Genomic DNA, 25,937 nt, shown 5'->3' on the forward strand with positions numbered 1-25,937 from the left:
TGACGCTCCCGGATTGCGTGAAGACAAATTGGCACTGCTTGGGCTCTTTGAAGAAAGTGTCTGTCTCTATCACCTGGGCAAATACCTCCAGGCCGCGGTGCTGCTGAAAGAATATCTGCTTAAAGTTTCCGAAGATCCCATTGCCAAACTCTATTTTGCAAAATGCAATGAACAGATTGACGCAGGAAAAACCGATGTTTCTCAAACAGAATTCAAGGAGATCGAGTGGACAAAGGATCTGGAAGTTGGTGTGGTCATGATCGATCAACAACATCAGGAACTTTTCCGGCGTGTCAACAAGCTCATGCGTGCCATCCAGATTGAAGATTCCACAGAAACTGTTCCTGAAATGCTCGATTTTCTCGAGGAATACGTCATTATTCATTTTCATGCGGAAGAAAAGCTGATGATGGATACCGGATATCCGCATTATTATCGACACAAACAGGAGCACACCCAGTTTATCAAGGTCTTCCGACAATTGACTGAACTTTATGAAAACAAGCAGAAAGGTTTGTTTTTTCTGTTTCATTTGCAGAATCATGTCATTGAATGGCTGGTGTATCATGTCGCAGGCGAAGATCGCACCCTGGGACGCTGGTATAAAAATGACAGAAAAGGATCTCAGGAATGAAGTGCTTGTTCCCTGCTTGTGTGACACTGTTCCTGGTGACAGGATGTTTTTCCCTGTCCTACGCTCAAACGCAATCCCCTCAAGAAGTCAATTTCCAGTTGATGCAAGATTTCGGTGACAGGTTTTATGACACGCGGGAAGTGCCGGGTAACATTTTGCGTTCTGTGGAATTCTATAAAAAAGCCTTAAAGATTCATCCGAAATCCGGAGATATCGCGTGGAAAATCGCCCGTTCCCTGTGCGGCATTGACCGGCACACCACCATTCCTGAAACTCGTATTGAATGGCTGGAGCAGGGCATTTCTTTTGCGGAACAGGCCGTCGAATGGGCCCCGGCTAATATCAGGAGCCATTTCTGGCTGGGGGCCTGCTATGCGGAATATGGAAGCGCGGCCGGATTATGGAAAGCCTGGCATTATATTTATCCTGTACGTCGGGAAATGCGGCTTGTCCTGGAAAAAGATCCGAAATTTGCTGGAGCTTATCATGTTTTGGGGGCATGGTACTTCACCGTACCATTCTGGCTGGGGGGCTCCAGGGACAAAGGCATCGAACTCCTGTATCAGGCGGTGGCCTACCAACCCGATTATACTCCGCATTTTATTCGTCTGGCACAATACCTTTTGCAAGAAAAACGAACCAGTGCGGCCATACAGATCCTGAAACAGGTCTTACAGGTGGAACAACCTTATCATCCGGCACTGGCAAGTGAAGATTTTGAATATGCCCGTGAATTGCTTTCACTTCACCAACAATCATCAACCCCCTGAGCCCAGGAGATTTCATGACAACTTCTACTGATCATTCAGCCATTCGTATCACCTGGATTGGTGTCATCGCCAATCTTTTACTGACTCTGCTCAAACTGGTGGTCGGCGTGATTGGAAAATCGTCCGCGTTGATTGCGGATGCGGCTCACTCTCTTTCTGACCTGTTGACTGATGCGGTCGCACTCTGGGCTTTGAAAGTTTCACAACAACCCAAAGATCAGAATCATCCTTATGGCCATGGTAAATTTGAAAGCATGGGAACGCTGATTATTTCCAGCATTCTGTTTATCACAGGAGTCGGGATTGCCTGGCAGTCTCTTCAGAAAATTGATAATCCAGTCACGCCGGATATTTCCACATTGTGGGCCGCCTTAATTTCCATCGTGGTCAAGGAATGGATGTATCATGCCACCGTCAGGGTCGGCAAACGCACCAACAGCCAGGTTCTGATCGCCAATGCATGGCATCACAGATCTGATGCCATTTCATCGGTTGCCGCGTTCATCGGCATTGGTTTGTCCCAGTTTGGATATCCGGTGATGGATCCGGTGACAGGTGTTCTGGTGGCATTGATCATTATAAAAATGTCTATCACACTCTCATTTTCAAGCGCCCGTGAATTGACAGACACCCAGCCTGAAGAAGAAGTGAACGAAAAAGTGGACAAAATCCTGCAAAATATTGAGGAAGTGGTGAACTATCATGAAATCCGTGCCAGAAAAATGGGACCCTATCTGCTGGTGGATCTGCATATACAAGTAGACAGCGCCATGAGCGTTTCCGCGGCGCATCAGGTAGCTCAACGGGTCCAGCTCGATGTGCTGAAAAAAGTACCGATAATCCATGAGGTGCTGGTGCATGTGGACGCAGAGGAAGACACTGAACTGGTAAACCCGAAACTCATGCGTTCCCAGAAAGAAATTGAACGGGAAATCCTGGATCGTCTCCAGAATTTTAATGAAATTGACCAGATTTCACACATACTTTGCCACTTTCTCAATAATCAATTAACAGTGCAAATCACCATCAACCTGAATCCCGATATGACCATCCGGTCGGCCTATAAAATTGCTGAAAAAATTCAGGAACGGGTCAATGGCATTGAGGATGTGGAAGATGTTGATGTTCATCTGGAACTCTCCCGGGAGCATAAATTTCAGGATCTCAAGTTCCATCTTCCTCAAACCTGATCACAGAGGTTGATAATGAAACAAGCGGTCCGACACTCTATGGAAGATTTTAAACAAGACGTTTTGAAATTGGTTTGGAAGATGGGGAGGCGACCAATTTAAGCCGATACAGTTAGGTAGAGACGGGTTTCAAACCCGTCTCTACCGATGGTGCCCTTCCACGGTTCGTTGGCAAGCCACCGGAGGTGGGATAAGGAGGGTTCCCCACCAGAGGTAGGGAACCAGAAAAAATGTTTAAAGATTCATGGTCGATTACTCAACTCAAAGCTCCAGCGGTTGTCTGGAAATAAAATTCAACACGGACCAGGGATTGAAGATCACCTGGTTGCCAAACAGATAGCCGTTATACCAATCCTGCACTTCCTGACGGCGGTGAGTCTGTTGGAAATCCTCCAGCATTTGATCCACCTCCGGTTCCGTGAAGCCAAACCAGTTCGAAAATTGGGGCGATACCAGCGAATACACCCCGAGATTGTTGAGTCCGGAAAAAATCGAATCCCGGGCCACTCGCAAAATCCCGGTCATGACGCTTTTTTCCAGATCCAGGTTGTCTTTCATCGCGCCGCTGAGCAGGTTGCGCATGAACAAAACCACGTCTTCATAGTAGCCATATTGCCACCCCGCGTGGATCGGCGTGTCATATTCATCAATCAGCAGTATGACTTTTTGCTGATGCGTTTTGTGCAGGAGTTTCATCAATAAGCGTAGGGCATTTCCGAGCAAGGGAACTGAAGCTTTTTTTGCGAGATCTCCTGGAGTTCCTGATTCTCTCTTGCTGTCAAATGATTGTGCTCCAAAACGGAGTAATGACGTTCGACTTCCTCCGCTAACAACAAGCTCATCTCCTGGTAGCAGCTCTCCCAGGTTTTTTCCTTCACATCCTTGAAGGTGAGATAAATGACTGGATACTGCCCCTGCCGGGCCATGAGTTCGGGATGTTGCGCAATCGCCAACTCGGCAAACAGCGCGGTGTTGGCAGGGTCGGTTTTTTCAAAGAAGTACCGTAGCATGGAAAGATTCAATGTTTTCCCAAAACGTCTGGGACGGGGCAGAAGCAGGACTTTATCCCCAAATTCCAGCACCTCCCGAATCAACAGACTCTTGTCCACATAGGTGTACGACTCTTCTATCAATTCCTTGAAATCCGATAACCCGATCGGAAGTTTGCGTTTGTGTGTCATCGATGTTCCTTTCTCTGCTTGGCAGTGATTCCTGACGTCTCGTCGGGAACCATTCCATGTGTTCACTGTCCGTTCCTGATTTTCAATCGGGAACGTTCAATTTGATACAGAAAATCATTCAGCGATTTCAAGGGGTCGCTTGCCCCCCAAACTCCAGAAATCGCGGCAATTCCATAAGCACCGGCCTTCATACAATTTTCAACACTTTCCGGTGTAATTCCCCCTAATGCGAAAACAGGAATTTTGCAATTATCAGTGATCAGGCTGAGACCTTCAATTCCCGGTACCACTGTTCTTTCAGGATGAGAGGTTGTTGGGAAAACGGGGCCGAATACCACAAAATCCGCACCCTGTTTTTCCGCTGTCAAAACCCCTTCCAGCGAATGCGTCGAGATTCCGACCGATAAAGATTGACGAAGGACAGGATGCATTTTTTTCAATTCACAACTGTCTTCCCGAAGATGAACCCCTGACAATCCAAGATTCAATGCCAGATCCGCACGGTCATTGATAAATAGCGATACGTTGTGTTGAGGGGGCAGGCAATGGAGCAATTTTTCAGTGAAGCTTGTCAGGTCGCGGGGGGATTTGTATTTTTCCCTGATTTGCAGGCCCAGATGTCGTGAGGCAAGATGAGGTGCGAGTGTGAGAAGTTGATCGGGAAATTGCTCTTCGTTGCTGAGCAAATAGAAGCGAAATGGTGGGGGCGTCACAGAACGCATGACAGGTAACAGATAGCCCTTCAGAATCAATGAGTTGAGAAAATCATGAAGAATTTCTGAAGCTCAAATTTATTCAAAACAAGTATGCCAGAAATGGTGAAACCATTATTCCTACAAGCAGAACAGGTGTAAATATCATATGTCCTCCTTCTCAGTTGTCCAGTATTCACACCAACCAGACAATCCGGAATTATCATTACAAGAAATCAATCTTCTCCCAGTCATCCTGACAAGAGACACCCGCTGACATCTTTCCTGTGTATGATCTTCAACTTCCTTGTTTGAGAAGGTTATCAACAACCTTAAAAAAACTATGACAATTAATTAAAGAAAAAACAAACTGTTCCGATAAGAAAATCAAAGAAACTTCAGGGACTCAAAACAGAGTCTCCAGCACTGGATTTCAGCCTTGTGAATGGGTGAAACGCTGAAGGGAATAAAAATGGACAAAGTAAACCATAATCTTAAAAAAACTTAAGGGATCTGCTAAAGAAAATTTCAGGACGACCGATAAGAAGGACAAGACAAAAGAGAATTCTACCAAGTGGTTTAATCATATATTTCAAGATTCTACAGGTGGATTTTAGGCTCTCTCAAGAATGTTGTGAGATTAGCAGATAAAATTTTATTAACCATTGACGCTGAGGTTGTATGGGTATCGGAATCAAATTTTATGAAGAACGAATGGGACAACGAACAGAACGTCCTGCGGACCGACAAAGTTTGTGCACCTTGCAGGGAATGGTATTTCAACCGGAATCTGTTGAAAGCATGACATCCATGACTCGTAGTGCGTGACCGGAATGAGCCGGTGATTCCAGTATTGAATAAACAGGTTGTTTCAATAGATCACGTTTTCAATCTGCTGGTTGTTTGTGTGAATCAGGGTTTGTCCCATTGGGGGCCATTGAAGCAACTTGGCAATTGTGTCATCGAGTCGAAGACGAGAAATCGTCGAGTTGTCAGCGGGTTAAACGATTTTTCACATTCGTTCGCGATGACAAAGTGAACCCCTGTGAAGCTAACACAATACGCTGATTCAACGAGGGTTTGAGTTCATGGTTGAAGCCTGAGCAGGCACCAACCATGGTCGGGACTCATGGTTTTATGCTTGATTGACTCATGGGAACATCAGTCTGTTCACATGAATCCAAATCAATATCCAAAATTTCTGCTTCGCTATCGCAGACGCGTTTGTGTGCCTGATAGAATGAGGAGCTGAGTTGCCGTTATGAATTGCCAGCAGGATGTTGGCTGTCATAAAAAACAGTCTTATTTTTGAGGCGATCCTTTGCTGAGTCCTGGCGGACAGGCCTTAAAGTGACTTTGTCTTGAGGAACGAAGTGAGGCATCTTGGGAAAGTATCCTGCGTCAAGTGAGGCATTGATTTGGCTCTGTCGCAGCGTGTTTGAACGCCGGAATTTCGATGGTGAAACTCGCAAGTGAGATAGTCGTGGTGTGTGGCGATGAATATTGATCAGCATGACGGAAAATTTATTGTCAATCCAGATTGTGGTTGATGGCACTGTTAACTGTGTGCATTAGCCTCCGTAGGGATTCATGAACAATGTTCCTGGAAGTTGATTTTGTGTCATCATCCGGCCGAATATTTCCAGCAAATTTTGTCTGATGAACAATGGATGTTCTTCATTGTAGAGGTATGTCCTTATCAAGGTGCGAGCTTTGTTTTTCGTCACGTGAACCGGGGCAGGATTTCAGGTGTGTGCTTTCAAAACATTCAGCATAGAGGATACAATGTGAATTGCTATTCTGTTTATCAACTGGTCTGAGAACGTTGCAGGGATTCATAAATTTCAGGTGATCCTGGCAATAAATAAATTCAGAAGGGTTGGAGTGCATTCAGTCAATAAATCAGCGATCTCTGATGTATTGTCTGAGTGCGCCATGCTCTCCATAAGGGATTACAACGTATCATGCGCTCATAAATGATCATGTCGAACATGATACAATGCTTAAAAGTTTCAAATAAATAATATTTTTGCAACAAATCGGAAATAGAGAACTGCTCTATTAAGGAGGAATCAAATGGCGATGCGAGTGAATACAAATATTGCGGCGATGACCGCATTGAGAAATTTGGATCACACATCCAGGATGACGCAGAAAAACCTGCAACGACTCTCTTCAGGACAGAAAATCAACTCTGCGTCTGACAGTCCTGCGGGTCTGATGATATCCGAGAGTATGCGTGCCCAGATTTCAGGCCTTGAACAGGCTACGAAAAACTCTGAAACCTCCATTGCGATGGTTCAGACCGCTGAAGGGGCTTTGAATGAGGTGAGTAATATTCTGGTCAATATGCGTCAGTTGGCAATTCATGCGGCGAACGAAGGCGCAAACGATGAGAAAATGCTCGAAGCGGATCAGAATGAGATTGAGAACTTGTTGTTTTCAATTGATCAGATTGCGAAAAACACCCAGTTCGGCACAAAAACACTGCTGGATGGGAGCACTGGTGCCAGCGGCGTTGCGGTGGGTGATGGTCTGGTGTTCGTGGAAGCGACCGATCAGACAAAACCATCTCCTGAACGTGGGTATGCCGTGAATATAACGCAGGTTGCGACACGGGCTATTGCGTCTGGATCTCGTGAAATAACGGTCAATGACGCACGTGAGGAAATGTCATTTGTGATCAATGAAGGTGGAAAAACCGCTTCGTTGAGTACCTCGAAAGGGGAGATTCACGAACAGCTTAGTACATTACTCAAAAACCATGACCGTTCTCCTGAATTGTTTACCGCAGAAGAAACCTCGGCAAATGTCCGGGAGTTGATAGCTCGGCATCTTCAGCGAAAAACGGAAGAGGCTGGACTTCAGGTTGATGTTTACATTGATGAATCGGGAATGTTGACGGTGCGTCATCGTGAGTTTGGTGGCAAGCCTTCGTTCAGTATTACGGGCAATGTTGATGGTGTTTTTTCCCTCAAAGCCAACGAAGCGGTTATTGCGGAAGAAGGAAAAGATGTGGCCGGTCTTATTGAAGGAGAACTGGCTTTTGGTGATGGTCAATTTCTGGTTGGAGCTCCTGGAACTCCGGCCGAGGGACTTAAACTGAAATTTGACAAAGTTCTGGGGACAAAGATTGAAGAAGTGCTAGATCCTGAAACCAACGAAGTTATCAGTAAAAATGTGGTCAAGGAAGATAACAACACCCTGGTGGGCGGTGATGTTGAGGGATATATCCATGTCAGTCAGCAATCGCTCGGATATCAGGTTGGGCCTAATTTTGGTCAGCAGATTCATCTATCGTTGTCGGATATCCGTTCCAACAAGTTGTCAAGGTCTGTTGAAAACAGCAGTGGCTTTGGCAGTTTGTCCGACATTGATGTGACCAATTCTGATGGATCACAGAACAGTATTCTGATGATTGATGGCGCTATTTCAGAAATTTCCAACTTGCGGGCAAAACTGGGATCCTTCCAGAAAAACGCCTTGGAGACAAATCTGAACTATCTGAAAGTTGCTACCGAGAATCTGTCCAATTCAGAATCCATCATTCGTGATGCGGATATGGCGGCTGAAATGAGTGATTTTACTAAAAACCAGATCATGCTTGCTTCTGGAACTGCAATGGCGGCCCAGGCAAACCAGATCCCCAAGTCCGTTCTGCAGTTGCTCAACGGGGCTCAGTAATCTTGACGCGGCCTCATGGTCAATCAAACCATGAACCGCGTTGAGCGTAACAACGGAAACCATTGATACCAAGATTCTGATAATGTGCCCGGAATCATTGATCTATGGATTTGTTAGGGAAATTGTTTTTGAGCGTCACAAATTTTAATGGTGACAGCGTGGTAGTGTAACAGATGGATAGCAATGTATTGAAGTTTGGGAATAGAGTTTCTGGTCCCCCAATCGGTTTTACAGAATTTGAAAATAATGATGTCACAGGGTGTTTCATGGATAGTTGCTCCAGCCATGCAAATCGCTCCTGCTACGTATGATTATTTACAGGTTCCGTATGATTTCAAAAGCACCTGAAATCCGGTGAAAAAATGATGGTTCCCCGGGATTTCCCCGTGAGGAGGATCCAGGAAGAAAACTGAAGCCTGCATTGAAGGGTTTCGTTGCCGTATTGAATCCGGATATATCGGAGTGGATCTTTCTGATAATACGAACCGGCTTCTCTGTGTGTAGAGGTTTCTGAGTAGCGATTGATAAAACTGTAGCGTCTTGGATACTTGTTTCTCATTGGGAGATGATCCATGAATCTCCTGAAATTTTGGGCACCTTTCATAAATTGTGAAAAGTAGTTAACCGTTTGAAGGTAGTCATCCCGACAGAGTGGGGTACGAGCGATGTGAGTAGAGACGGGTTTGAAACCCGTCTCTACGTCCGTTGGTCGAGATGACAAACTGTAAACAGAAAAATGAAAGGTGCCAAATATTGTATGTAAAATAATATTTTTAATATGAAAAAATTTTATTTCAGGGGTGTGTCTTCGGAAAAGTCACACAAAATTTCAGTTCCCGCAAGGGAGTTTCAAGCGGCACCATTCAGTGTGGTGCGCAAACAGGGTAAGGGCTCATATTGGAGGCCATGGAGGTGTCTGGAGTACCACCCAAAATGTCAATTCATGTTAAACAACCTAATCATTTAAGGAGGAGTTATGGCTATCAGAATCAACCATAATATTAGTTCATTAAATACACAAAGGCAGTTAGGGAACACCACCAGCATTCAGGCGAAAAATCTGGAACGATTGTCATCTGGCTTGAAAATCAATCGTGGCGCGGATGGACCCGCTGTGTTGGTAAGTTCCGAAAGAATGCGATCTCAAATCTCAGGCCTGAAACAGGCTGTTGATAACTCGGAAGTCGCGATTTCACAGGTTCAAACCGCTGAAGCTTCATTGGAGGAAGTCAGCCGACTGTTGATCAATGCACGACAACTTGCTGTGCATGCGGCGAACGAAGGCGCCAATGACGCTTTGATGCTGCAAGCAGACCAGGAGGAAATCACCAATGCTCTGGATACGGTTGACCGTATTGCAAAATATACCCAGTTTGGAACAAAAAACCTGATTGATGGAAGCCGGGGAGCCAATGGCGTTGCCAATGGTGAAAACATGGAATATGTCACTGCGGGTGTGAATACCAAAACATCTCCTGTTTCAGGATATCGTGTGAGCATTGATCAGGTTGCGACACGTTCTGAAATGAAAGGACAGGTGGCACTGACACAGGCTGTTATTGACGCTGGTGAACGGATCACCATTTCTGAGGGAGGCAAAACTTTGACGTTTGTCACCGAGGCCGGACAAAATGTGGATTCAACCTTGAACGCACTCGATGTCAAAATCAAGGAAGTCGGACTGAATGTCGATCTTCTTCGGGATGAAGGGGGTATCATTCACATGCGGCATAAAGAATATGGCAGCAAGTTTGGTATCACAGCATCCAGTTCAACCGCCGGAATTCTGTCAGTGGAAGGCAATGTGTCCGTACAGGCAATTCGTGGACAGGATGTCGCCGGAAAGATCAATGGTGAGGAGGCTGTTGGTGATGGGCAGATTCTCACAGGAAAAGTCGGGACTGCCAATGTTGAGGGACTTGCTGTGAGATATACAGGAGAGTCTGTTCCTCAACCAGCCTATGAAGTGGGAACCGTTGCGGTGTTCCAGAACTCACTCAGCTATCAGATTGGCGCGAATGCCGGGCAAACCACCCGGTTATCGCTCAAGGATATGAGTTCCAGGGCCTTGGGCAAAGGCGTTAAAACCGAGTCCGGATTTAAAACTTTGCGCGAAGTGAATGTTCAAACTGAAGCCAAGGCACAGGATACGATCCGTGTTTTGGACTCTGCGCTGGCAGAAGTCTCGACCACAAGGGCGACCATTGGAGCCTTCCAGAAAAACAACCTGGAAAGTAATTTGAACTCCTTGAGAAACGCTCATGAAAATTTGACCAATGCCGAGTCAGTCTTGCGAGATGCGGATATGGCATCGGAAATGGCCGAATTTACCAGGAATCAGATCATGCTACAGTCTGGAACTGCCATGCTGGCTCAGGCAAATCAGACTCCTCAGGCAGTCTTGTCCTTGCTGGGACAATAACAGGTGGTTAGAAAACACTCTGAATCTGGCCAACCGTTGCACTGACTTTTTTGGGAATTATCTGTTGACTTCCATGAAGACTGTGAAATTCGGTTGGCCAAAAGGCCTGACCTTTCTCAGAGAATTTCGGCTCCAGCCTTAATTGGAGCAGGTGTGGTTAACGTTGGTTGACATGTTTCTCCCGATTGCCCTGGATGGACTTTCGGGAGAAATTACCACCTGTGTCCTGGTAGCAGACTGGCTTGAGAAACACTGCGGCGCGATGACAAAAAACTTGTTTCCATATCAGCTTTGGTTATGTTGAATGATCCGGTGAATCATGTATTCCGGGATTGATCAACATCTGATTCTTGAATGGAGTTTGAGATTGAAAATCTCTTTGGCAACAAAGAAACAGGGCGTGGACGCCTTGAAACAGGTTATATCTCGTGAAACAGTCCTCTCTCAGCAATTAAAATTGGATGTTGAACAACTGAGAGCCATCACTCGTGAGTATCGAGTACGCATTCCGGAATATTATCTGAATCTGATTGAAGCACCGGATGACCCCATTTGGAAGCAGTCCGTTCCTGATGAACGTGAACTGGATTCAGACAATCTTCCTGAAGATCCCTTTCTTGAAGATGATCCGCATTATTCTCCTGTTCCTCATTTAACTCACCGTTACCCGGATCGTGTGTTGTTGCTTGTCACCGATCAATGTCCGATGTATTGCCGTTATTGCATGCGCAAACGCAAAACCCAGAAACATGGAGGTGTGACACGCTCCACGATTCAGCAGGGGATTGCCTATATCCAGCGTACACCTGCGGTTCGTGAAGTGATTTTATCCGGGGGAGACCCCTTGATGTTGGCGGACTCTCTGCTGGAAAGAATTCTCAGACAGATCCGGGCTGTCGAACATGTGGAAATCCTCAGGATTCATACGCGGATGCCCTGTGTTCTGCCCCAACGGGTGACTCCTGAACTGGCTCGAATGATCGCGCGGTTTCATCCGCTGTTCATGGTAGTGCATTTCAATCATCCCCGTGAGTTGACCCCTGAAGCCAAAACCGCACTGGGCTATCTGGCTGATGCCGGAATTCCCTTGAATAACCAGTCTGTTCTGCTCAAAGGGGTCAATGATGATCCGGTGGTGTTACGGACGCTCTGTCTGGAACTGTTAAAGAGTCGGGTTCGTCCCTATTATCTCCATCAGGCGGACCTGGTGCATGGAACCGATCATTTCAGAACCAGGGTTGAAACAGGATTGGAAATCATGCGTTCACTACGTGGCCAGATCAGTGGTTTGGCGGTTCCGCAGTATGTGCTTGACGGTCCAGGAGGAGGCGGTAAAATCCCGTTATATCCTGATGATCAACAGGTTGTTCTGGAAGAAAAAGTTATTTTGAAAAATTGTGACGGCGGCAATATGGAATATCCCCAGGTCGCCAAAGATTGAGAGAGACTGTGGACCTTTGGAAAAAAGCTAAAATTTTGTGGCAGGCAGGCAACATGGATGAACTCATGAACACTTATCATGAATTGGTTCATCAGGGGGAACTCAAGGCACACTGGTATCTGGCTTATCTGTATTATGCGGAAAAAGCGGATTATCCTCAGGCTCTCGGGCATTTGGGACAAATTTATCCGCAATATCCTCAGGCTTCCTATAACATTGCCATGGTTTACTGGCGCATGAAACGCATCAGGGAATGTGTTTATTATTTAAAGGCCGCCATTCATGCCGGGGTACCGGAAGCCCATCTTCAAAGGGGATATATTCATGAATGTCTTCAGGAATATGTGGAAGCGATCATGCAATATCAGATTGCGGTCTACAAAGGACTTCCACATGCCAATCTGTTACTGGCCCAACTTTATGAATCCATGTCTGACTGGGAACGTGCCGGTGATTATTATGAAGCCGTCAGACAGCATGGTATGGAACAATGGATACAGAATATGAATCTGCATAAAATCCCCGGTGGGCAAACGGCCTGGCAAATTGATGACTATTGTTCACAACTGAGGAACTGTCAGACTACAGGATTCTGGGTAACAGGCAGAGCATGTCAGGAAGAAGGGCGGTATCTTGATGCCGCGCTGAATTATGAGCAGGCGATTGATCACGGTGATGAGCGTGGAGAAGCAGGATTTCATGAGTTGTTTTCAGCCATGTCCAATGATCAGGAACGTTTGCCTCTGATCAAGGAACTCCTGCACCATGGGAGTCGCGAAGGTTATTATTTTCTGGCGGAATATTATGTGGATCACAACGACTTGAAGCGGGCGTTGATCGCCATCAGAAAATATAATGAGGCGACCAATAAACAGCAAAAAAAAGGTATGGTGTTGTTGAATACAATTTTTGAGAAGTTAGCCTCTGCTGAAACAGAATAAACATTCACTGCTTCACATCAATTCAACCAGTTGTGGATGAAGTCGGGGATTGCTGATAAGAATCTGCTCAGGTTTCTGCCACGGGTTTCCGGAAAAATCGGTCACTACCGCACCAGCTTCCCTGGCAATCACCATTCCTGCCGCAATGTCATACAAATTGAGATTTTGTTCCCAAAAGCCATCCAGTCTACCATCTGCCACAAAACAGCAGTCAATGGCGGCGGAGCCCAGAACCCTGATTCCGGAAAGCCGGCTGGCAATGCGCCCGAAGCGCGGAAGATTATTGTCCTCCAGATTTGACCGCAGACAGGCAAAGCCTGAAGCAACCACTGCTTTTTCGAGTGTGTCCACATCCGAGACATGGATCGCGGTGCCATTTTTGAAGGCTCCAGCACCTGCTTCAGCAATGTATAAAGTGTCCATCGCCGGTGCGTAAACAGCGCCCATCCTCAGTTCATGTTCTAGTTCAACCGCAATGCTGATGCTCCAGTGGTATTGTCCTTTGGTGAAGGAAAGGGTTCCATCAATGGGATCAACAATCCAGCGACCAACTTTGCCGATTTGTTCTCCGCCTTCTTCACCGTAAAATCCAAACTCGGGAAAATATTTACGCATATTCTGGCGAATACAGTGTTCAACAGCGATATCGGCTTCTGAAACCAGGTCTTTTTCACCTTTGTGATGAATTTTCAGATCACCCAGCCTCTCAGCCCAGTTCAGGGCTTCCCTGCCAGCGATTCTTATGGTTTCTTCCAGAAATTCCAGAGTCATTTTCATAAGGAGAGGCCTGAACCTTTTTCTAAAATATCCATCACTTCTACGATACTGAACCAACCTCGACTGGTGTTTTCAAGATGTTCGGTTGTGATCATGGTGACTTTCAGTTTGATTTGCTCAATATGAGAAATGTCGCTCAGGATCATGGTCAATTCCTTTCCCACTCTGGCATCAGCACTGACTGTAATGCCAAAGCGCACTCCCTGTTTGACCTCATTATTATTCTGGAGTCGGACAATACAGTTGTGAACCAGTATATCGTCCGAATATCTGAAATGTGCTTCCAGTACATCCGATTTTTCAAACATAGGTTTTCTCCCAATCCCCTGTTAAATTCGAAATAATGTTACAATTTTTACCACCATTGCATCAATCGTTCAGTTTCTTCTTTTTGACGCTTGAGAATTTCTTCTTCCGTTTCAATGACTGGTGGAATATCAGGTTCAATTTCAAACAGAACCTGTCCCCGTGCCACAATAACACCTGTGGAACCATCAAGTTTCATCGATTTAATGGTTCCGGGAAATTCCGCGCGGATCGGGTTGAACATTTTCATGACTTCCAGAAGTCCCACAACCTCTCCGGTTTCGACATGCTGCCCGATTGTCACATAAGGCGGAGAGGTTGGTGTTTCTCTAGAGTAGAAGGTTCCACCAGTCCAACTCAGGATCTCATTGCTTTTGGCTGGCGGCGGTGGTGCCAAGGCGGTTATCATTTCATTGATTCGTTTTGAATCGGTAAAGATTGCCGGAATTTCTACTTCAAGTTCATCATTTCCATGGAAATCAAAAAATTGAGATTCTTTGCCCAGTGCTGCCGGCATTTTAAGAATATCCAAACCTAACTGGAAGCCACGATGGGAAGCCTGAATATTAGCCCACAATTCAGGTGTGAAACGATTCCCGGGAATTTCTGAACCGGAAAGCACCTTGTCGAGTGTCTGCCAATCCATGTCAGGATTACCCAGACGCTGTTTCAGTTCTTTATAAAAGTCCAGACCACGTGTGATCAGTTTCTGGTCATCTTCCCAGATCTGTTCACTGGGCTCTACTCCGGGATGTTCCTCGAGTCTGACGTAATGGTAGAGTTCATCCAGAATTTCCAGAGGATTCCTCACCCAGATAAACTGGTTATTGTCCAGTTTCCAACGAGGTAAGGGGCGTGTTGCCAGCCAGCCAGCCATTAAATGGGAATCATCCAGAAGAATCTTGAGTGGGCGTGTCAACAGGGTTTGCTTCGTCTCACACATCGTAACAGCGTCTTTGCCGTTTTGATCTTTAACGCGTTTGATGAGCAGATTCCAGGCAATGTCCAGATTGACCAGATCCGATATTTGACGAATGTGGCCGACCAGCGCCAGGTAGGATTGGACAAACCTGGTTGAGGGTTTGACCATTGCGTCATTGCCTATGAGCCAGTTGAGCAAGCCGTAATGGAAGCCAATATTTAAATGCAGATCTGTTCCACGGATTTCTGTTTTCCGGAGAATATTTGCCAGTTGTTGAAAATTATTCAGCCTGGACTCACCATGGTTCACGATCAACGCCACATTGGAATCATAAGCGCCTGCCAGATTATAGGATTGAAACAAGCCTGTATCAGGGTTCAGAATGCCAATTCCCTGGTCATCGCGTAATTCATTTTCCAGTGGTGGCGACCAATAACGGAGAATTCCTCCCGCATGAGGTTTGAGGGCCGCATTGGTAGCGTTGATCCGTGCTTCGCAACCTGAAACGTTTCTGGGAAGCCTCTCAGGCTTCGGAATCTGTTTCCCGTAACAGGCGATAAACAGCATGGCACCTACCAGAGAATCCAGAATGAAATATTCTTCAGGATCAGCAGGATTAGCGAATTTAAGGGAATAAGCCATCTCCGTCACACGATGTTCCACCTGGATCCGTGTGTTGACTTCCATAAAATAGTGTGAATCCTTTTCCACAATACACTCAAAGGTGGAGGCCGAATTGAGACGAATTTCCTCGCCGAATTTCTGAGCCTGCTGGCACATGGCCCTCACAGTTTTCAAATCTGCCTTGAGTACTTCCGCTTTTCTGGTTTTTCCCTGTGCTTCATAGTCACGAATTGAGGCTTCCAGCAATTCCTCAGTCAAGGACACTTCCAGCAGTTTCTGTTCATGCATCTGCAAGGAACAGTCACGGGCACCCAATTCGACACACCACTCCCCATTACCAAGCAATTGAACTTCATTATGGCGTGTGTTCTCGATGTTGAGCTCAATCAGAAAGTTTTTATTGTCGCCTGCGCCAGTCGCTTTGGATTCAATCAACACCGCCTTGACGGCTTCTGCTATTTCTTCAGGTTTTTGTACGATACGCTGACCTTTTCCACCCCCACCGCCAATATGTTTTAAGCGGATGCGTCTTCCAGGGAGGGTGGACCAGATATTTTGAATTTGTTTTGCGGTTTCTGTTTGAAGTTCAGGAATTGTAATCAGGTCAACTCGTTTGTCATAGGATGCCTGTAACACATATTCCGCCTTTCGTTCCAGGGTTTCCTGATTGTAGCCGTCAGCGATTTCAAGATGATACTGGGAAATTAAGGATTTTAAGTATCCTTCGCCATCTGTTCCAGCCTTGGCTAACAGTGTAAGCGCAGTGATGTTATCCACACCCGGTGTAACCGAGACACCGAGTTTTCTTGCAAGTAGCTTGGCTTCATCTTTTGCGCCGGCGCTATGCGCGACATGCGAACCCGGACCAACAAACACAATATCAGCGTTTTCAATGGATTCAATAAACTCTCCATCTTCAGCCATGAAACCATAACCGGCAAACAGATGTGTATAGCCATGATCTTTGCATATTTGAATGATCTGATTGATTCTCGCGATCTTTTCTTCTTTGGAAGCACCGGTATAATCTGGAACAGAGTGGACAGAGCTTTTCCGGTTTTTGATCATTCTCAATTCAGGTGCCAGCGTTTGCGGGTAAACGATGCTGTCTTTATCAGAAAGCAAAATGCCACACGGCTGAGTTCCCAGGCTCTCAAAGATTTCAATGGCTTCTTTCCGGATGGGTCCGCGACAGACAATCAGACATTTGACATGCTCGAAAGTAAAAGATCTAGACCATGCACTTTGTTTGGATGACCATTTCAGAATATCGTTGTTCATGGAATATACTCCAGAAAAGTTATGAGGATCACAGAGAAGAGGAAAAGAATTATTTTCTGTCGGTAATGTGAAAATCAGTGCTTTTGTATAAAAAACGGCGAATCAACGCAAGCGGAAGTATCGTGTGGCGACTTTTTTTTAAAATTCAGACAATTTCTGGGGGCTGATCTGGGGGGCTGAAAAGTTGATTTACCTTGTGACGTCAAAATATGTAATTGCCTGAAAAATAGGCATTCCTGAAAAAAATGCATAAAAAAACCTGACTGAAGTCCTAAAACACCAGTCAGGTCAAATTTTACTGTATCAATCGTTTATTCGATTAGAAATAGGTTCCAATCTCGATTCCGATTTGTGACGCAACAGATGCGTTTTCTGTACCATCCATCCAGTAGCTGAATCGTGCAACAGCTTCACCCAGGCTTTTTTCAACGCTCAGGTAAGTTTGTGTTACTGCATCAGCATCACCATTTTTGTCACTTTCCATACCGACAGTCAGACCCACTACGCCCAAATCCATATCCAGACCAATATTGGTTTGGGTATTTGTGTTGTCTGCATCAACAACATCAGAACCGTAGTTCAGGAATGGGGTGAAGCCACTGACATTGTAGCTAAAAGCCAATCCCATGGAACTTTTGGAATCTGGAAGTTCAACACCGGTTGGAAGATCTTGCAGTTCAGAATATGATTGCATTTCATACTCAAAGCCAACATAGAGCGCATCCATTTCGTATTTGACAGCCAGGTCAACATTCATGATGCCAAAGTGTGTGCCACCAAACGCCTCAGCAGCGGCTTCAGCCTGAGCATCAGCAGCAGCTTGAGTCATCACACCCGCAGCAACAGCTTGAGCATAAGCGGCGGCAACAGCAGCTTCATAAGCGGCAACACCTGATGGATTGGCTTCTTCAAAGGATTTGTCATACAGACCCAATCCAAGTTCTACATTCAATCCGTCGGCGCTATAGCCACCAGTCAAATAACCGGCATCACCCTGCATGTTACCGTAATCACCATAGTTGCTGTTTCCAACTTCTGGGACATAAGAGTTTCCGGTTTCAACATCACCGATTTTCATGATACCGGTTCGCAGGAACATGCCTGAAGAATGAGCAATTTTGGCATACAATTCGTCCAGGGTGATTGCTCCACCTGGAGCTTCTTTGATGTTCAAATCCACAACGGTGCTGGCTTTCCAGCCGTCTTTTTCTGCGGACATGGTTTTTACCTGGAGTTCACCTTGAGCCGCCATGTAATTTTTGGAGTAACCTGAATCACTGTTGGCTGGTGACTCAATCAGCAGAGAACCATACAGTTCTCCATTGGTACAAATATTTTTGCTGTCTGTGCAGGATTTATAAGCATAAGCACTGTTTGCTCCAAGTCCCATAACCGCTGCGGCCATACTGGCGATAATTACTTTTTTCCATTGAAACATAAGAGTTCCCTTCCTCTGAGATTAATCATGAACGGTCATCACCACGACAACCAACCCGACGCTTAAGGCATTTCAACTATTATGCCAAAAGAAGCTGTTCTTTTTTCAAAAATTCGTCCCTTATTTCGAAGATTGACATTCTTTGTGCTTGTTCCCACAAAAGAAACAATCCGAACGTCTGATTGTTTCTTTTGCGGGAACAGCCTCATATCCTGCCAAGCTGAACATAAGATATTTTTTGAAAGATGCGGCTATGTAATGAAAGATATCTGTAAGTGTCAACCTTTTTGTAGATGTTAACACAAATTTAATATTAAAAATCTTTATGTTACATTGATTCCCATTCAGAATCTTCTCCACGAAACAGCGAGTGGCAACCCCGGCAACCGTTTGCCGCAAATTCACGTAACTGTTTTTTGATCAAGTCCATATCTTGTGTTTTCGCAATTTCTGCCATTTTTTTTGCTTCCTGCTTCATGATCTGTGCTTGTTCAACAAATGTCTGAGACAGTGTTCCATCCTTATTCCATATGGTGGGCAATGTTCTGGAATCAGCACCCTGGGATCCTGGTGGAAAGAGATGCGGCATATCTTCAGCCATTTTGTTCAGAGCCTCCGCATGGGTCACAATCTGGGAGTAAAGACCAATTTTTTTACTGACCAGCAGTTTGATGGCCTGGGTATGAAGACCTTTGGCATCCATAAATATTTTGCGATATTGAATGATGGAGTTTCGCGTTGCTACAGAGACACTGTCCTCTGCCTGCGCCAGAGCATAGGATAGAAAAACAATCAGAAACAATACTGACAGGAATGGTATAACTTTCATAATAATCTTTCATTCATTGTTGTGAATATGTTACTGATCACATTGGAGATCATAGGAAATCTGTGCGGAATAACGCAGAACAAAACTATTGGCTTGCGGCACCCAGTACTGGTGAATCTGGAGCCAGCGAACATGGTAACGGGGCGTGTTGTCTTCAGGACATTCCAGAGCCGCATCCGATAGCGCGATTTTATTTTTTCCTATCTGAATTTCTCCTGCGATTCTCTGGCCTTCGCTCATTGCCTGTTCCTGATTCTCATACATCGGGGTATGGATATCCAGGGTGATATTTAAGGCCATGACAATCGTTGCCTGAAATGTTATCAATAAAAAACCACTGAGAATCGCAATGCTTCGGTGTTTCATAAAACCTGCTTTGGAAATAATAAAATGTATGATTACAAACCGCTAAATGTTGGGTTGCTTCTGTTGTTTTTATGTTTTCCGTTCTTGGTAATCGCATCATCCGGATTATACAAGACAGAATATGATGATATGTCCATGATGCGTCAAAAATTAAGGACGTTGCTGGAACGGCAGCAGTTCAATGAAAGTTTACAGGCCGTTGACGGGATATTTGAAGATTTCAACGCCCTGGATAAATGGTTGGAGCATTTACATAAAAATCCTTCAACAGAAGCTCTTGAGAAAATAATGAAAATTCTGGAAGAATTTGAAGCCAGATTGAGACGGGTTCTGGAGCAACAGATGGCAGTCAGTCAACAATTGGATCCCTTGGGGAATAATCCTGCTGATCAACAAATTCCCCTGCAATCGATCATGAAAGAACTCCGACAGCATTTACTCAACAATGACATTGGCGCCGCACAGGAATTGTTGAATCGCCTTCAGGAAAACCTTGCCTATCAACAAAGTCAGGCCTCTCAGAAAATTTCACAATATTACGAAGCCCAAATGGCAATGCTGAATCAAAAGACACAGCAGTTTTCCCAGGCACTTGAACAAGTAGAAGCCCTTGAAAATCAGGTGTTGCAGAGGGTTGGAACCGGTAACTTGACAGGTGACGAAAAACCACAAACTTTAGTGACGGATCAGGTTGTGAAACAACAGCAGGAAATTTCTGCCATTTTGTCTCAGGCGACAGAATCATTTTTTCCTGTGATGGAGCCATGGATTTCGACTCAGAGTCTGGAGAATCTGGCAAATCAGGCAAAGAATAATTCAACTGCGGCAAGTGCTGCTTTCATTGGCAAAAAGTGGCAGGATGGGGAAACTTTTTCGAAACAGGTATTGGCTGATGTTCAAGCCATGAAAAATTCATTAAACACTATTCAAAACCAACTGCAACAACTGGCAACTTCAGGACGGCCCATGCAACAGACTGGTGCCGGGCGTTATGCTGGTGGAAAAGGTGTACGCCGGTTGAAGTTTGAATACCAGTTTGAACCAGACCCGGTATACAGGGGGAACGTGCAGGACTATAATCAGCAGAAATATCGTTTTATCACGCCTTCGCAACGGCAATATATGGAAGAAGTGATAAAATAGGACTCAAGACTTGATAAAAAATGTCGATAAAGTCGTAAAGGATGATTTATCAACAGAAGATTATCCGGATCAGTTAGTTTATACTTGATAGGGGGAAAGTTTTATTTTTGTCCAGAATGACAAAATCCCGGCTTAAGTATTCTCGGGATCTGTTCTATCCAGATGAAGCAGATCCTGTTCCCATGACCCAAAGAGACAGGAGGTTCAGATGCCCCCGTTAAATTATATAAATATGTATATTGCCGCGTTTGTCATTTGCCTTGGTGGTTGTCTGGCCGGGTCGTTTTATTTTTATAATGGAATGTCAGATGTCAGTTTTGTGGTTGCGACACCCTCAGGGGGGATAACCTACTACCTTGATAGAGGACGCTATGACATTTATTTAAAAGGATTTATTTATTGCCTGACCTTCCTGGTTGCCAGCGGTTTGTTTTTGAGTGTCATCATGGTGCCTTCCATGGGCCAGGTTCAACAACGGATGGCCTCACCTTATAGTGGCGGAGCGGCAACCATGTCTGTACCTCCTGCTCAGGCCAGAGTTTCAATGCCACAAGCCGCACCAGCGGCACCCGCGAAGGCTCAGTCTGTTGTGACACCGCCCTCAGGAACCGTGGTTGAGAAGGAAACTCCTGCCAAGGCCAGCACAAAGATGGCAGCACCTGTGATTGAAGACGAACCCGAAGATTTGGAAGAAGAGGATGGAGACCGTCCAGATCGTCCAGATGATTCCAATGAGGCCGATGTTGTCTATGGCTCAGGCCGAATCACGCCTGATTCACTGGTTGAATTCATTCATCTTCATCCTGACAGTGCTGTCAAATTTCTGTACAGCAGAAGTCTTGATGGAAAACCCTTGAGTAATCAGGAGGATGAAATTTATCGCGGATGGCAGAAACGAGGATTGTCCAAAGCCAAAGTCAGAGATTATGTGATGCAGATCATGGAATGGGATGCCGTACCAAACATTGCGATTTATGACATCTGGTCTCAACTTCGTGACCAGATTTTTGAACTAACTCATTGATATGGAGAAATGTGACACCGGATATTACATGGTGGGTTTTGCTGGGCTCCGCCTATTTCCTGGGAAGTTTGCCCTTTGGCATGCTGGTAGGGCGCCTATGGCTGGGGATTGATATCAGACAACATGGTAGCGGTAATATCGGCATGACCAACGTCATGCGTGCCGGAGGAAAAGGGCCCGGCGCAGTGACCTTTCTGCTGGATTTTGCGAAAGGCGCGGTGGCTGTGGTTATTGCCAGATTCGGCTTGTCGGAGTCTGGAATGGAACTGCCGGAGTTATTCACGCATTATACACTGATTGGCGTGGTCGCTGTGCTGGGTCATGTGCATTCCGTCTTTCTGGGTTTCAAGGGAGGAAAAGGCATTTCAACCCTGTTTGGTGTGCTGGCCGTGCTGGATTTTCGTGTAGGATTGCTGGTTGCGGTGATCTGGGTTGTTGTCTTTATCGCGAAAAAAATTTCGAGTTTGTCTTCACTGGTCATGCTGGGATGCCTGCCGTTCATGTTTGTGCTGGTTTATAGTATTTCAGGGCAGGGAATCAACTGGACGCAAACCGGATTGATGCTATTTTTGTCGCTATGGCTGATTTATCAGCATCGAGAAAATATCAGGCGACTCCTGGATGGAACAGAAGGCACTTTGAAAGTGCAGGGAAAACGTTAAATCGTCAGACTCTTCAGCGAAACAGGAAGGTCAACATCCTCTTCATGGGCATCGACGCGGGCAACCTGAAATACAAATTGAAGCCATTCCTCCAGCTTGATGAATTCCCGCATCTGATGTTTGAGCGGAACATGATATTGTGCGATCACCCCATGATAAGCCTTGTGAAGAATGCGCTGGAAAAAAGAATAACGCCTGTATTGCAACTGTAGCAGGGAAATCAGATTCGCCTTCAGATAGCGCTCCATGCCTTCCCTGATCAGGACATGGACATAAAGAAATTCCTGCATTTTGGCCACATGAAAACTGTCATTGAAAATATCATCAAAGCCTTCCACGTCCGCCTGTTCTTCAGGCGCGGCTTCTCCATATTTTTGATGCACCATATTTTTAATCAAGTCAAACACACCCGTACAAATCTGAATGGAGGGGGTGTATCTCAGTAAATCCTGAATTAAAGTAAATTGAGTGTCAGTGAAAGGAAATTGTCCCAGACTGATCCTGCGTTTTTGTCCGGGAGATGGCTCAAGAATTTGCTGGAACACATTGTTCAAGGGAACAGGTTGTTTGATGATTTCATCTTTCCATAAATCTTCCCTGGTATATTCCTGATTTTCACCCACCACCTGATTTTTGTTGCCGGACGAGATCTGCCAGAACTTTTCCTGAAGCAACGCCATTTTTTCATGCCCATGAATATTTTCGAGCAAGGTGTAGTGCAGTGTTCGATAGGCAATTCGCATTTCACCAATAAAATTTTTAATCTTTGATTCCATTTCTTTGAGGGACCATACCTTTGTCAGCATGGTTTGAATCTCTCCGGAAATTTCATGGTTCGGCTTTGTGTTAAATTTTTGAAGCACTTCCAGAGCCCGGGGGTAGGCTTGAACCAGTCCTTTTATATTTTTTACCGTGAGATGCTCAAATTCTGTGCTGCTGAATAATAACTGATTGCACAAAACAATTCTGGTCGCGTTCAGAATCAGTTCCTGATCATGGTGTGCTGGAACCATCCCTGTGAGACCTGCCGCAAAACGGAAAAAATCTATTTCTTCGTATAAACCCATGGATAACTTCCCCGGAAAAAGGATTTGCAGAATAAACTTCCTGATTCGTGCCTGATGTTTGCATGAGGCTTTCAATGAATCCATACCTCTAACAAAACTCATAAGCAAACCATGCGCCTGAACAAACGTTATTTGATGATTTTCCTCCTGATGGTTCCGGTTCTGTATGTTGTCATGAACCCTCACTTCAGGAAAACTACAGCCGGGATCTCTGATGATGCGCCGTTGGAACTGTCAGCGACAGAACAATCACGACGTGTTGTAAGTCCTCTATGGCTGGAGGCTGGCATGGAAGTGGATTCTTTTTCAAAAGACAAATTGAACAAACGTATCAAGCAGGGTTTTAAATTTATTCAGGGCGCGCCTCTGGAAGAAATGGATCTGACCGGCGCCTATCTGATGTCCATGAATTTATCGGGCACACGTTTTAACCGAACGATCCTGAAAAACGCGCAATTGATCAATACCGTATGGGCCTTCGCGGATCTGACAGAAGCGGATCTCAGCGAGAGCACATTGCGTGGCGCCCGGTTTAAAGACGCAATTGTGGTCAGAACCAATTTTCAGGGCGCCCGACTTCAGGGGGCGCAGGGACTTCCGGAATGGGTGATGCAGGGGGTTTCCGCAGACCAGATATTTGAATTTAATATTCTGGTCCATCGTGTTCGCCGGGGCTTTAATCAGCTTGATGGAAGTCGGTTGACAGGTGGTGATTTTTCAGGCGTGTTTCTAAAAAACGGATCCTTTCAACAAGCGGATCTGAGCCATGTGAATTTCAGTCATGCGGATTTACGAGGCAGTCGTTTTGATGGTGCTGTGCTTGATTTTGCTGATTTTTCAGGCGCGGATGTGCGGGGAGCCTGTTTTATAAAAGTCCGTGGTTTGCCTCCATGGATCTCAATGGGATTGAATGATCAGGGGGTCTTTGACGAAAAACAGCTTGTGGCCGCGGTTCGTGCAGGATTTCATCAACTACAGGGAGCCTTTTTACCCGGAGCTGATTTTTCAGGTGTCCGGTTTTCTGAAGCTGATGTTCGTCAGGCTGTTTTACCTGGAGCTAATTTCAGTGGCAGTTCATGGCATTTATCAAATTTTGAAGACAGCGATTTATCCGGAAGCCTGATGACAGACGTATTTTTTGAAAAGACTCTGTTTCATAAGGCACGCTGGCATCGAACTCAACTGGAGGGTGCGGTGTTTGATCATGCGGAGGGATTACCGCCATGGATTCAGGCAGGACTCGATGAACAGGGGATCTATCACCAGAAAACACTGGTTCGCGCCATCAGTCAGGGATTCAAACAATTGCAGGGCGCTCAGCTTGAAGGGGCCTTACTGGAAGCCATTGAGCTGACGAACGCGAATCTTGAATTTGCCAATTTAAAAAATACAAGATGGATTCGGGTCAATCTGCCCCATTCAAGTTTGCGGCATGCGAATCTTCAGGGCGCTCAGTGGCTTGATTCAGATTGTCAGCATGTGGATCTGTCTGAGGCGAATCTGGCGGAAAGTGACTGGGAACGGACTGATTTGCGTCATGGCAATCTAACCGGGGTCTATCTGAATGAAACAGGGATGAATCAAACACGAATCTTGGCATTATGGAAAGACAAACTGCAAGGGCTTGCCGGTAACCCGTCATGGGAATAACAATCACATAAAAACAAAACTATGCATCTTTCTATTCGTATAAAAATTCTGCTGGGTTTTCTGAGCACCTTGCTCATCATGGGTGCCAGCGAAGGCTTCAGTGTGGTTTCCATGAGTGGAATTCTGAATGAAATAAGGAGTATGGTTGATGTGGATGTCGCTATCCGGAAGCAGGCCTATCAGATCCAGTTCCTGTTTTTTCAGATGCGGCGTCATGAAACGATGCTGACCAACCATTATTCTGCTGAAGAATATGATCTGATTGAAGATCGGCTCAAGCGAATGGAAACAGCCTTGGAATCTCTGATGTTATTGTATCAGGATCAACTGTATTCACGTGAGGATCTGGTAAATATTCAGCGGTTTCTGGGAGAGTACCGTTCAGGATTGGAGCGCATCCAACATGAACTCTCGCGTCGGGGGCAATCACTTCATGATATTTTGCGGCATGATCTGCTCGATATATCAAAAAGTTTAGACCAGGAAGTGTTGCGGCAGAATTCACCGGAAATGATCCAGCAGGATTTTTTACGGAGATATTTTGAGTCCGGATATCTGGCTGAAGGACGGTTGCTGGAAGACCTTAAAAAAATAATCGGCCTCTGGCAGGAAAAAATGGAAATGGACGAGTCTGGTGTTCTGACCCCGTTGCATCAAATTCTGAATCAGTATGCAAACAAACTCAATGCGCTTTCAGGACTTGATCAGCAGCAGCAACTGGATATCAGCATGCTTCAGTCTTCTGTGGAGATGGTGCCTGTAATTCTGGAAAAAATCATACAGCAGGCCGATCAGGGGATTGCGGACCATGTGGAAAGTATTGAACGTAAGGAAAAAAAGCAGACATCCTTGTTTTGGTCGGAATCCTTCTTGCTCTTGTGATTGCGGCATTT

25 protein-coding genes are annotated in these 25,937 nt (G+C 45.5%); 13 read left to right on the forward strand and 12 right to left on the reverse strand.

Annotated features, from left to right (window positions below; translation table 11 throughout):
- The 3 genes from HQM11_14315 to HQM11_14325 form a co-directional block, all read left to right on the forward strand.
- Positions 1-634 (forward strand): hemerythrin family protein (locus HQM11_14315; GenBank protein ID MBF0352203.1); only part of this gene is annotated, 634 nt, incomplete at its 5' end.
- On the forward strand, positions 631-1,404 hold the full coding sequence (locus HQM11_14320; protein MBF0352204.1) for a hypothetical protein: 774 nt from the start codon (positions 631-633) through the stop codon (positions 1,402-1,404). The genes HQM11_14315 and HQM11_14320, both read left to right, overlap by 4 nt.
- A 14-nt stretch (positions 1,405-1,418) precedes the next feature.
- Positions 1,419-2,594 carry a cation diffusion facilitator family transporter gene (locus HQM11_14325; GenBank protein ID MBF0352205.1) on the forward strand — a complete coding sequence of 392 codons (1,176 nt, stop codon included), beginning with the start codon at positions 1,419-1,421 and terminating at the stop codon, positions 2,592-2,594.
- A 261-nt stretch (positions 2,595-2,855) separates the two neighbouring features.
- Here HQM11_14325 and HQM11_14330 read toward each other — a convergent pair whose 3' ends face one another.
- From HQM11_14330 to HQM11_14340, 3 genes are all read right to left on the reverse strand, one after another.
- The gene (locus HQM11_14330) at positions 2,856-3,290 is read right to left on the reverse strand and encodes an AAA family ATPase (protein MBF0352206.1); all 435 of its coding nucleotides are present in this window, start codon (positions 3,288-3,290) and stop codon (positions 2,856-2,858) included.
- Positions 3,290-3,775, reverse strand: a complete 486-nt coding sequence (locus tag HQM11_14335) for an AAA family ATPase (protein ID MBF0352207.1) — start codon at positions 3,773-3,775, stop codon at positions 3,290-3,292. Before HQM11_14335 ends, HQM11_14330 begins: the two co-directional genes overlap by 1 nt.
- 62 nt (positions 3,776-3,837) lie before the next feature.
- Positions 3,838-4,497, reverse strand: coding sequence for a thiamine phosphate synthase (locus HQM11_14340; GenBank protein MBF0352208.1), 660 nt, complete (start codon positions 4,495-4,497; stop codon positions 3,838-3,840).
- Positions 4,498-5,148: 651 nt separating this feature from the next.
- Between HQM11_14340 and HQM11_14345 the strand changes: the two genes are divergently transcribed.
- Positions 5,149-5,295, forward strand: coding sequence for a hypothetical protein (locus HQM11_14345; GenBank protein MBF0352209.1), 147 nt, complete (start codon positions 5,149-5,151; stop codon positions 5,293-5,295).
- 1,254 nt (positions 5,296-6,549) lie between these two features.
- Complete coding sequence (locus tag HQM11_14350; protein MBF0352210.1) at positions 6,550-8,151, forward strand: flagellin; 1,602 nt, start codon at positions 6,550-6,552, stop codon at positions 8,149-8,151.
- A gap of 113 nt (positions 8,152-8,264) precedes the next feature.
- On the opposite strand, the gene HQM11_14355 is transcribed toward HQM11_14350, so the two are convergent.
- A complete protein-coding gene (locus tag HQM11_14355; GenBank protein MBF0352211.1) occupies positions 8,265-8,438 on the reverse strand; it encodes a hypothetical protein in 174 nt (57 codons plus the stop codon).
- Between the two features lie 47 nt (positions 8,439-8,485).
- Positions 8,486-8,725: a hypothetical protein gene (locus HQM11_14360; protein ID MBF0352212.1), complete on the reverse strand. Its 240-nt coding sequence runs from the start codon at positions 8,723-8,725 to the stop codon at positions 8,486-8,488.
- A 402-nt stretch (positions 8,726-9,127) separates the two neighbouring features.
- Here HQM11_14360 and HQM11_14365 point away from each other — a divergent pair, with 402 nt between their 5' ends.
- The 3 genes from HQM11_14365 (at position 9,128) to HQM11_14375 (ending at position 12,955) form a co-directional block, all read left to right on the forward strand.
- Positions 9,128-10,573, forward strand: a complete 1,446-nt coding sequence (locus tag HQM11_14365; GenBank protein MBF0352213.1) for a flagellin — start codon at positions 9,128-9,130, stop codon at positions 10,571-10,573.
- Positions 10,574-10,892: 319 nt separating this feature from the next.
- Positions 10,893-12,014: a KamA family radical SAM protein gene (locus HQM11_14370; protein MBF0352214.1), complete on the forward strand. Its 1,122-nt coding sequence runs from the start codon at positions 10,893-10,895 to the stop codon at positions 12,012-12,014.
- An 8-nt stretch (positions 12,015-12,022) separates the two neighbouring features.
- Entirely contained in the window at positions 12,023-12,955 is a 933-nt protein-coding gene (locus HQM11_14375; protein ID MBF0352215.1) for a hypothetical protein, read from the forward strand.
- A 12-nt stretch (positions 12,956-12,967) separates the two neighbouring features.
- Here HQM11_14375 and HQM11_14380 read toward each other — a convergent pair whose 3' ends face one another.
- From HQM11_14380 to HQM11_14405, 6 genes are all read right to left on the reverse strand, one after another.
- Positions 12,968-13,732: an inositol monophosphatase gene (locus HQM11_14380; protein ID MBF0352216.1), complete on the reverse strand. Its 765-nt coding sequence runs from the start codon at positions 13,730-13,732 to the stop codon at positions 12,968-12,970.
- The gene (locus HQM11_14385; GenBank protein MBF0352217.1) at positions 13,729-14,040 is read right to left on the reverse strand and encodes a hypothetical protein; all 312 of its coding nucleotides are present in this window, start codon (positions 14,038-14,040) and stop codon (positions 13,729-13,731) included. The genes HQM11_14380 and HQM11_14385 overlap by 4 nt, the downstream gene beginning before the upstream one ends.
- A 47-nt stretch (positions 14,041-14,087) precedes the next feature.
- Entirely contained in the window at positions 14,088-16,865 is a 2,778-nt protein-coding gene (locus HQM11_14390; GenBank protein ID MBF0352218.1) for a biotin carboxylase, read from the reverse strand.
- Between the two features lie 319 nt (positions 16,866-17,184).
- Entirely contained in the window at positions 17,185-18,303 is a 1,119-nt protein-coding gene (locus tag HQM11_14395) for a hypothetical protein (protein ID MBF0352219.1), read from the reverse strand.
- Between the two features lie 328 nt (positions 18,304-18,631).
- Positions 18,632-19,132 (reverse strand): cytochrome c, encoded by a 501-nt coding sequence (locus HQM11_14400; protein ID MBF0352220.1) that lies wholly within the window; start codon positions 19,130-19,132, stop codon positions 18,632-18,634.
- 30 nt (positions 19,133-19,162) lie between these two features.
- Positions 19,163-19,498 (reverse strand): hypothetical protein, encoded by a 336-nt coding sequence (locus HQM11_14405; protein MBF0352221.1) that lies wholly within the window; start codon positions 19,496-19,498, stop codon positions 19,163-19,165.
- A 135-nt stretch (positions 19,499-19,633) separates the two neighbouring features.
- On the opposite strand from HQM11_14405, the gene HQM11_14410 reads away from it, so the two are divergent.
- The 3 genes from HQM11_14410 to HQM11_14420 all read left to right on the forward strand — a co-directional run bounded on the left by HQM11_14410 (position 19,634) and on the right by HQM11_14420 (position 22,327).
- On the forward strand, positions 19,634-20,641 hold the full coding sequence (locus HQM11_14410) for a hypothetical protein (protein ID MBF0352222.1): 1,008 nt from the start codon (positions 19,634-19,636) through the stop codon (positions 20,639-20,641).
- 208 nt (positions 20,642-20,849) lie between these two features.
- On the forward strand, positions 20,850-21,665 hold the full coding sequence (locus HQM11_14415) for a hypothetical protein (protein MBF0352223.1): 816 nt from the start codon (positions 20,850-20,852) through the stop codon (positions 21,663-21,665).
- 80 nt (positions 21,666-21,745) lie between these two features.
- A complete protein-coding gene (locus HQM11_14420; protein MBF0352224.1) occupies positions 21,746-22,327 on the forward strand; it encodes a glycerol-3-phosphate acyltransferase in 582 nt (193 codons plus the stop codon).
- Here the strand turns inward: HQM11_14420 and HQM11_14425 are convergent.
- Positions 22,324-23,478, reverse strand: a complete 1,155-nt coding sequence (locus HQM11_14425) for a hypothetical protein (GenBank protein MBF0352225.1) — start codon at positions 23,476-23,478, stop codon at positions 22,324-22,326. The two genes, HQM11_14420 and HQM11_14425, sit on opposite strands and share 4 nt — an antisense overlap.
- Before the next feature lie 27 nt (positions 23,479-23,505).
- Between HQM11_14425 and HQM11_14430 the strand changes: the two genes are divergently transcribed.
- Together HQM11_14430 and HQM11_14435 are read left to right on the forward strand one after the other, a co-directional pair.
- Positions 23,506-25,044 (forward strand): pentapeptide repeat-containing protein, encoded by a 1,539-nt coding sequence (locus tag HQM11_14430; protein MBF0352226.1) that lies wholly within the window; start codon positions 23,506-23,508, stop codon positions 25,042-25,044.
- A 21-nt stretch (positions 25,045-25,065) separates the two neighbouring features.
- Positions 25,066-25,926 carry a hypothetical protein gene (locus HQM11_14435; GenBank protein MBF0352227.1) on the forward strand — a complete coding sequence of 287 codons (861 nt, stop codon included), beginning with the start codon at positions 25,066-25,068 and terminating at the stop codon, positions 25,924-25,926.
- The last annotated feature ends 11 nt before the right edge of the window (positions 25,927-25,937 follow it).

This window comes from SAR324 cluster bacterium (assembly GCA_015232315.1).
In the GTDB taxonomy this organism is placed as follows: domain Bacteria; phylum SAR324; class SAR324; order SAR324; family NAC60-12; genus JADFZZ01.

What these genes read in the sequence shown, in the direction of transcription:
- HQM11_14320 (MBF0352204.1), top strand. Translation starts at nt 631, where the DNA reads ATGAAGTGCTTGTTCCCTGCTTGTGTGACACTGTTCCTGGTGACAGGA.
- HQM11_14350 (MBF0352210.1), top strand. Translation starts at nt 6,550, where the DNA reads ATGCGAGTGAATACAAATATTGCGGCGATGACCGCATTGAGAAATTTG.
- HQM11_14395 (MBF0352219.1), bottom strand. Translation starts at nt 18,303, where the DNA reads ATGTTTCAATGGAAAAAAGTAATTATCGCCAGTATGGCCGCAGCGGTT.
- HQM11_14355 (MBF0352211.1), bottom strand. Translation starts at nt 8,438, where the DNA reads ATGGCTGGAGCAACTATCCATGAAACACCCTGTGACATCATTATTTTC.
- HQM11_14390 (MBF0352218.1), bottom strand. Translation starts at nt 16,865, where the DNA reads ATGAACAACGATATTCTGAAATGGTCATCCAAACAAAGTGCATGGTCT.
- HQM11_14360 (MBF0352212.1), bottom strand. Translation starts at nt 8,725, where the DNA reads ATGGATCATCTCCCAATGAGAAACAAGTATCCAAGACGCTACAGTTTT.
- HQM11_14330 (MBF0352206.1), bottom strand. Translation starts at nt 3,290, where the DNA reads ATGAAACTCCTGCACAAAACGCATCAGCAAAAAGTCATACTGCTGATT.
- HQM11_14345 (MBF0352209.1), top strand. Translation starts at nt 5,149, where the DNA reads ATGGGTATCGGAATCAAATTTTATGAAGAACGAATGGGACAACGAACA.
- HQM11_14425 (MBF0352225.1), bottom strand. Translation starts at nt 23,478, where the DNA reads ATGGATTCATTGAAAGCCTCATGCAAACATCAGGCACGAATCAGGAAG.
- HQM11_14365 (MBF0352213.1), top strand. Translation starts at nt 9,128, where the DNA reads ATGGCTATCAGAATCAACCATAATATTAGTTCATTAAATACACAAAGG.
- HQM11_14370 (MBF0352214.1), top strand. Translation starts at nt 10,893, where the DNA reads ATGTATTCCGGGATTGATCAACATCTGATTCTTGAATGGAGTTTGAGA.
- HQM11_14410 (MBF0352222.1), top strand. Translation starts at nt 19,634, where the DNA reads ATGATGCGTCAAAAATTAAGGACGTTGCTGGAACGGCAGCAGTTCAAT.
- HQM11_14430 (MBF0352226.1), top strand. Translation starts at nt 23,506, where the DNA reads ATGCGCCTGAACAAACGTTATTTGATGATTTTCCTCCTGATGGTTCCG.
- HQM11_14405 (MBF0352221.1), bottom strand. Translation starts at nt 19,498, where the DNA reads ATGAAACACCGAAGCATTGCGATTCTCAGTGGTTTTTTATTGATAACA.
- HQM11_14435 (MBF0352227.1), top strand. Translation starts at nt 25,066, where the DNA reads ATGCATCTTTCTATTCGTATAAAAATTCTGCTGGGTTTTCTGAGCACC.
- HQM11_14340 (MBF0352208.1), bottom strand. Translation starts at nt 4,497, where the DNA reads ATGCGTTCTGTGACGCCCCCACCATTTCGCTTCTATTTGCTCAGCAAC.
- HQM11_14335 (MBF0352207.1), bottom strand. Translation starts at nt 3,775, where the DNA reads ATGACACACAAACGCAAACTTCCGATCGGGTTATCGGATTTCAAGGAA.
- HQM11_14380 (MBF0352216.1), bottom strand. Translation starts at nt 13,732, where the DNA reads ATGAAAATGACTCTGGAATTTCTGGAAGAAACCATAAGAATCGCTGGC.
- HQM11_14385 (MBF0352217.1), bottom strand. Translation starts at nt 14,040, where the DNA reads ATGTTTGAAAAATCGGATGTACTGGAAGCACATTTCAGATATTCGGAC.
- HQM11_14325 (MBF0352205.1), top strand. Translation starts at nt 1,419, where the DNA reads ATGACAACTTCTACTGATCATTCAGCCATTCGTATCACCTGGATTGGT.
- HQM11_14420 (MBF0352224.1), top strand. Translation starts at nt 21,746, where the DNA reads ATGCTGGTAGGGCGCCTATGGCTGGGGATTGATATCAGACAACATGGT.
- HQM11_14400 (MBF0352220.1), bottom strand. Translation starts at nt 19,132, where the DNA reads ATGAAAGTTATACCATTCCTGTCAGTATTGTTTCTGATTGTTTTTCTA.
- HQM11_14415 (MBF0352223.1), top strand. Translation starts at nt 20,850, where the DNA reads ATGCCCCCGTTAAATTATATAAATATGTATATTGCCGCGTTTGTCATT.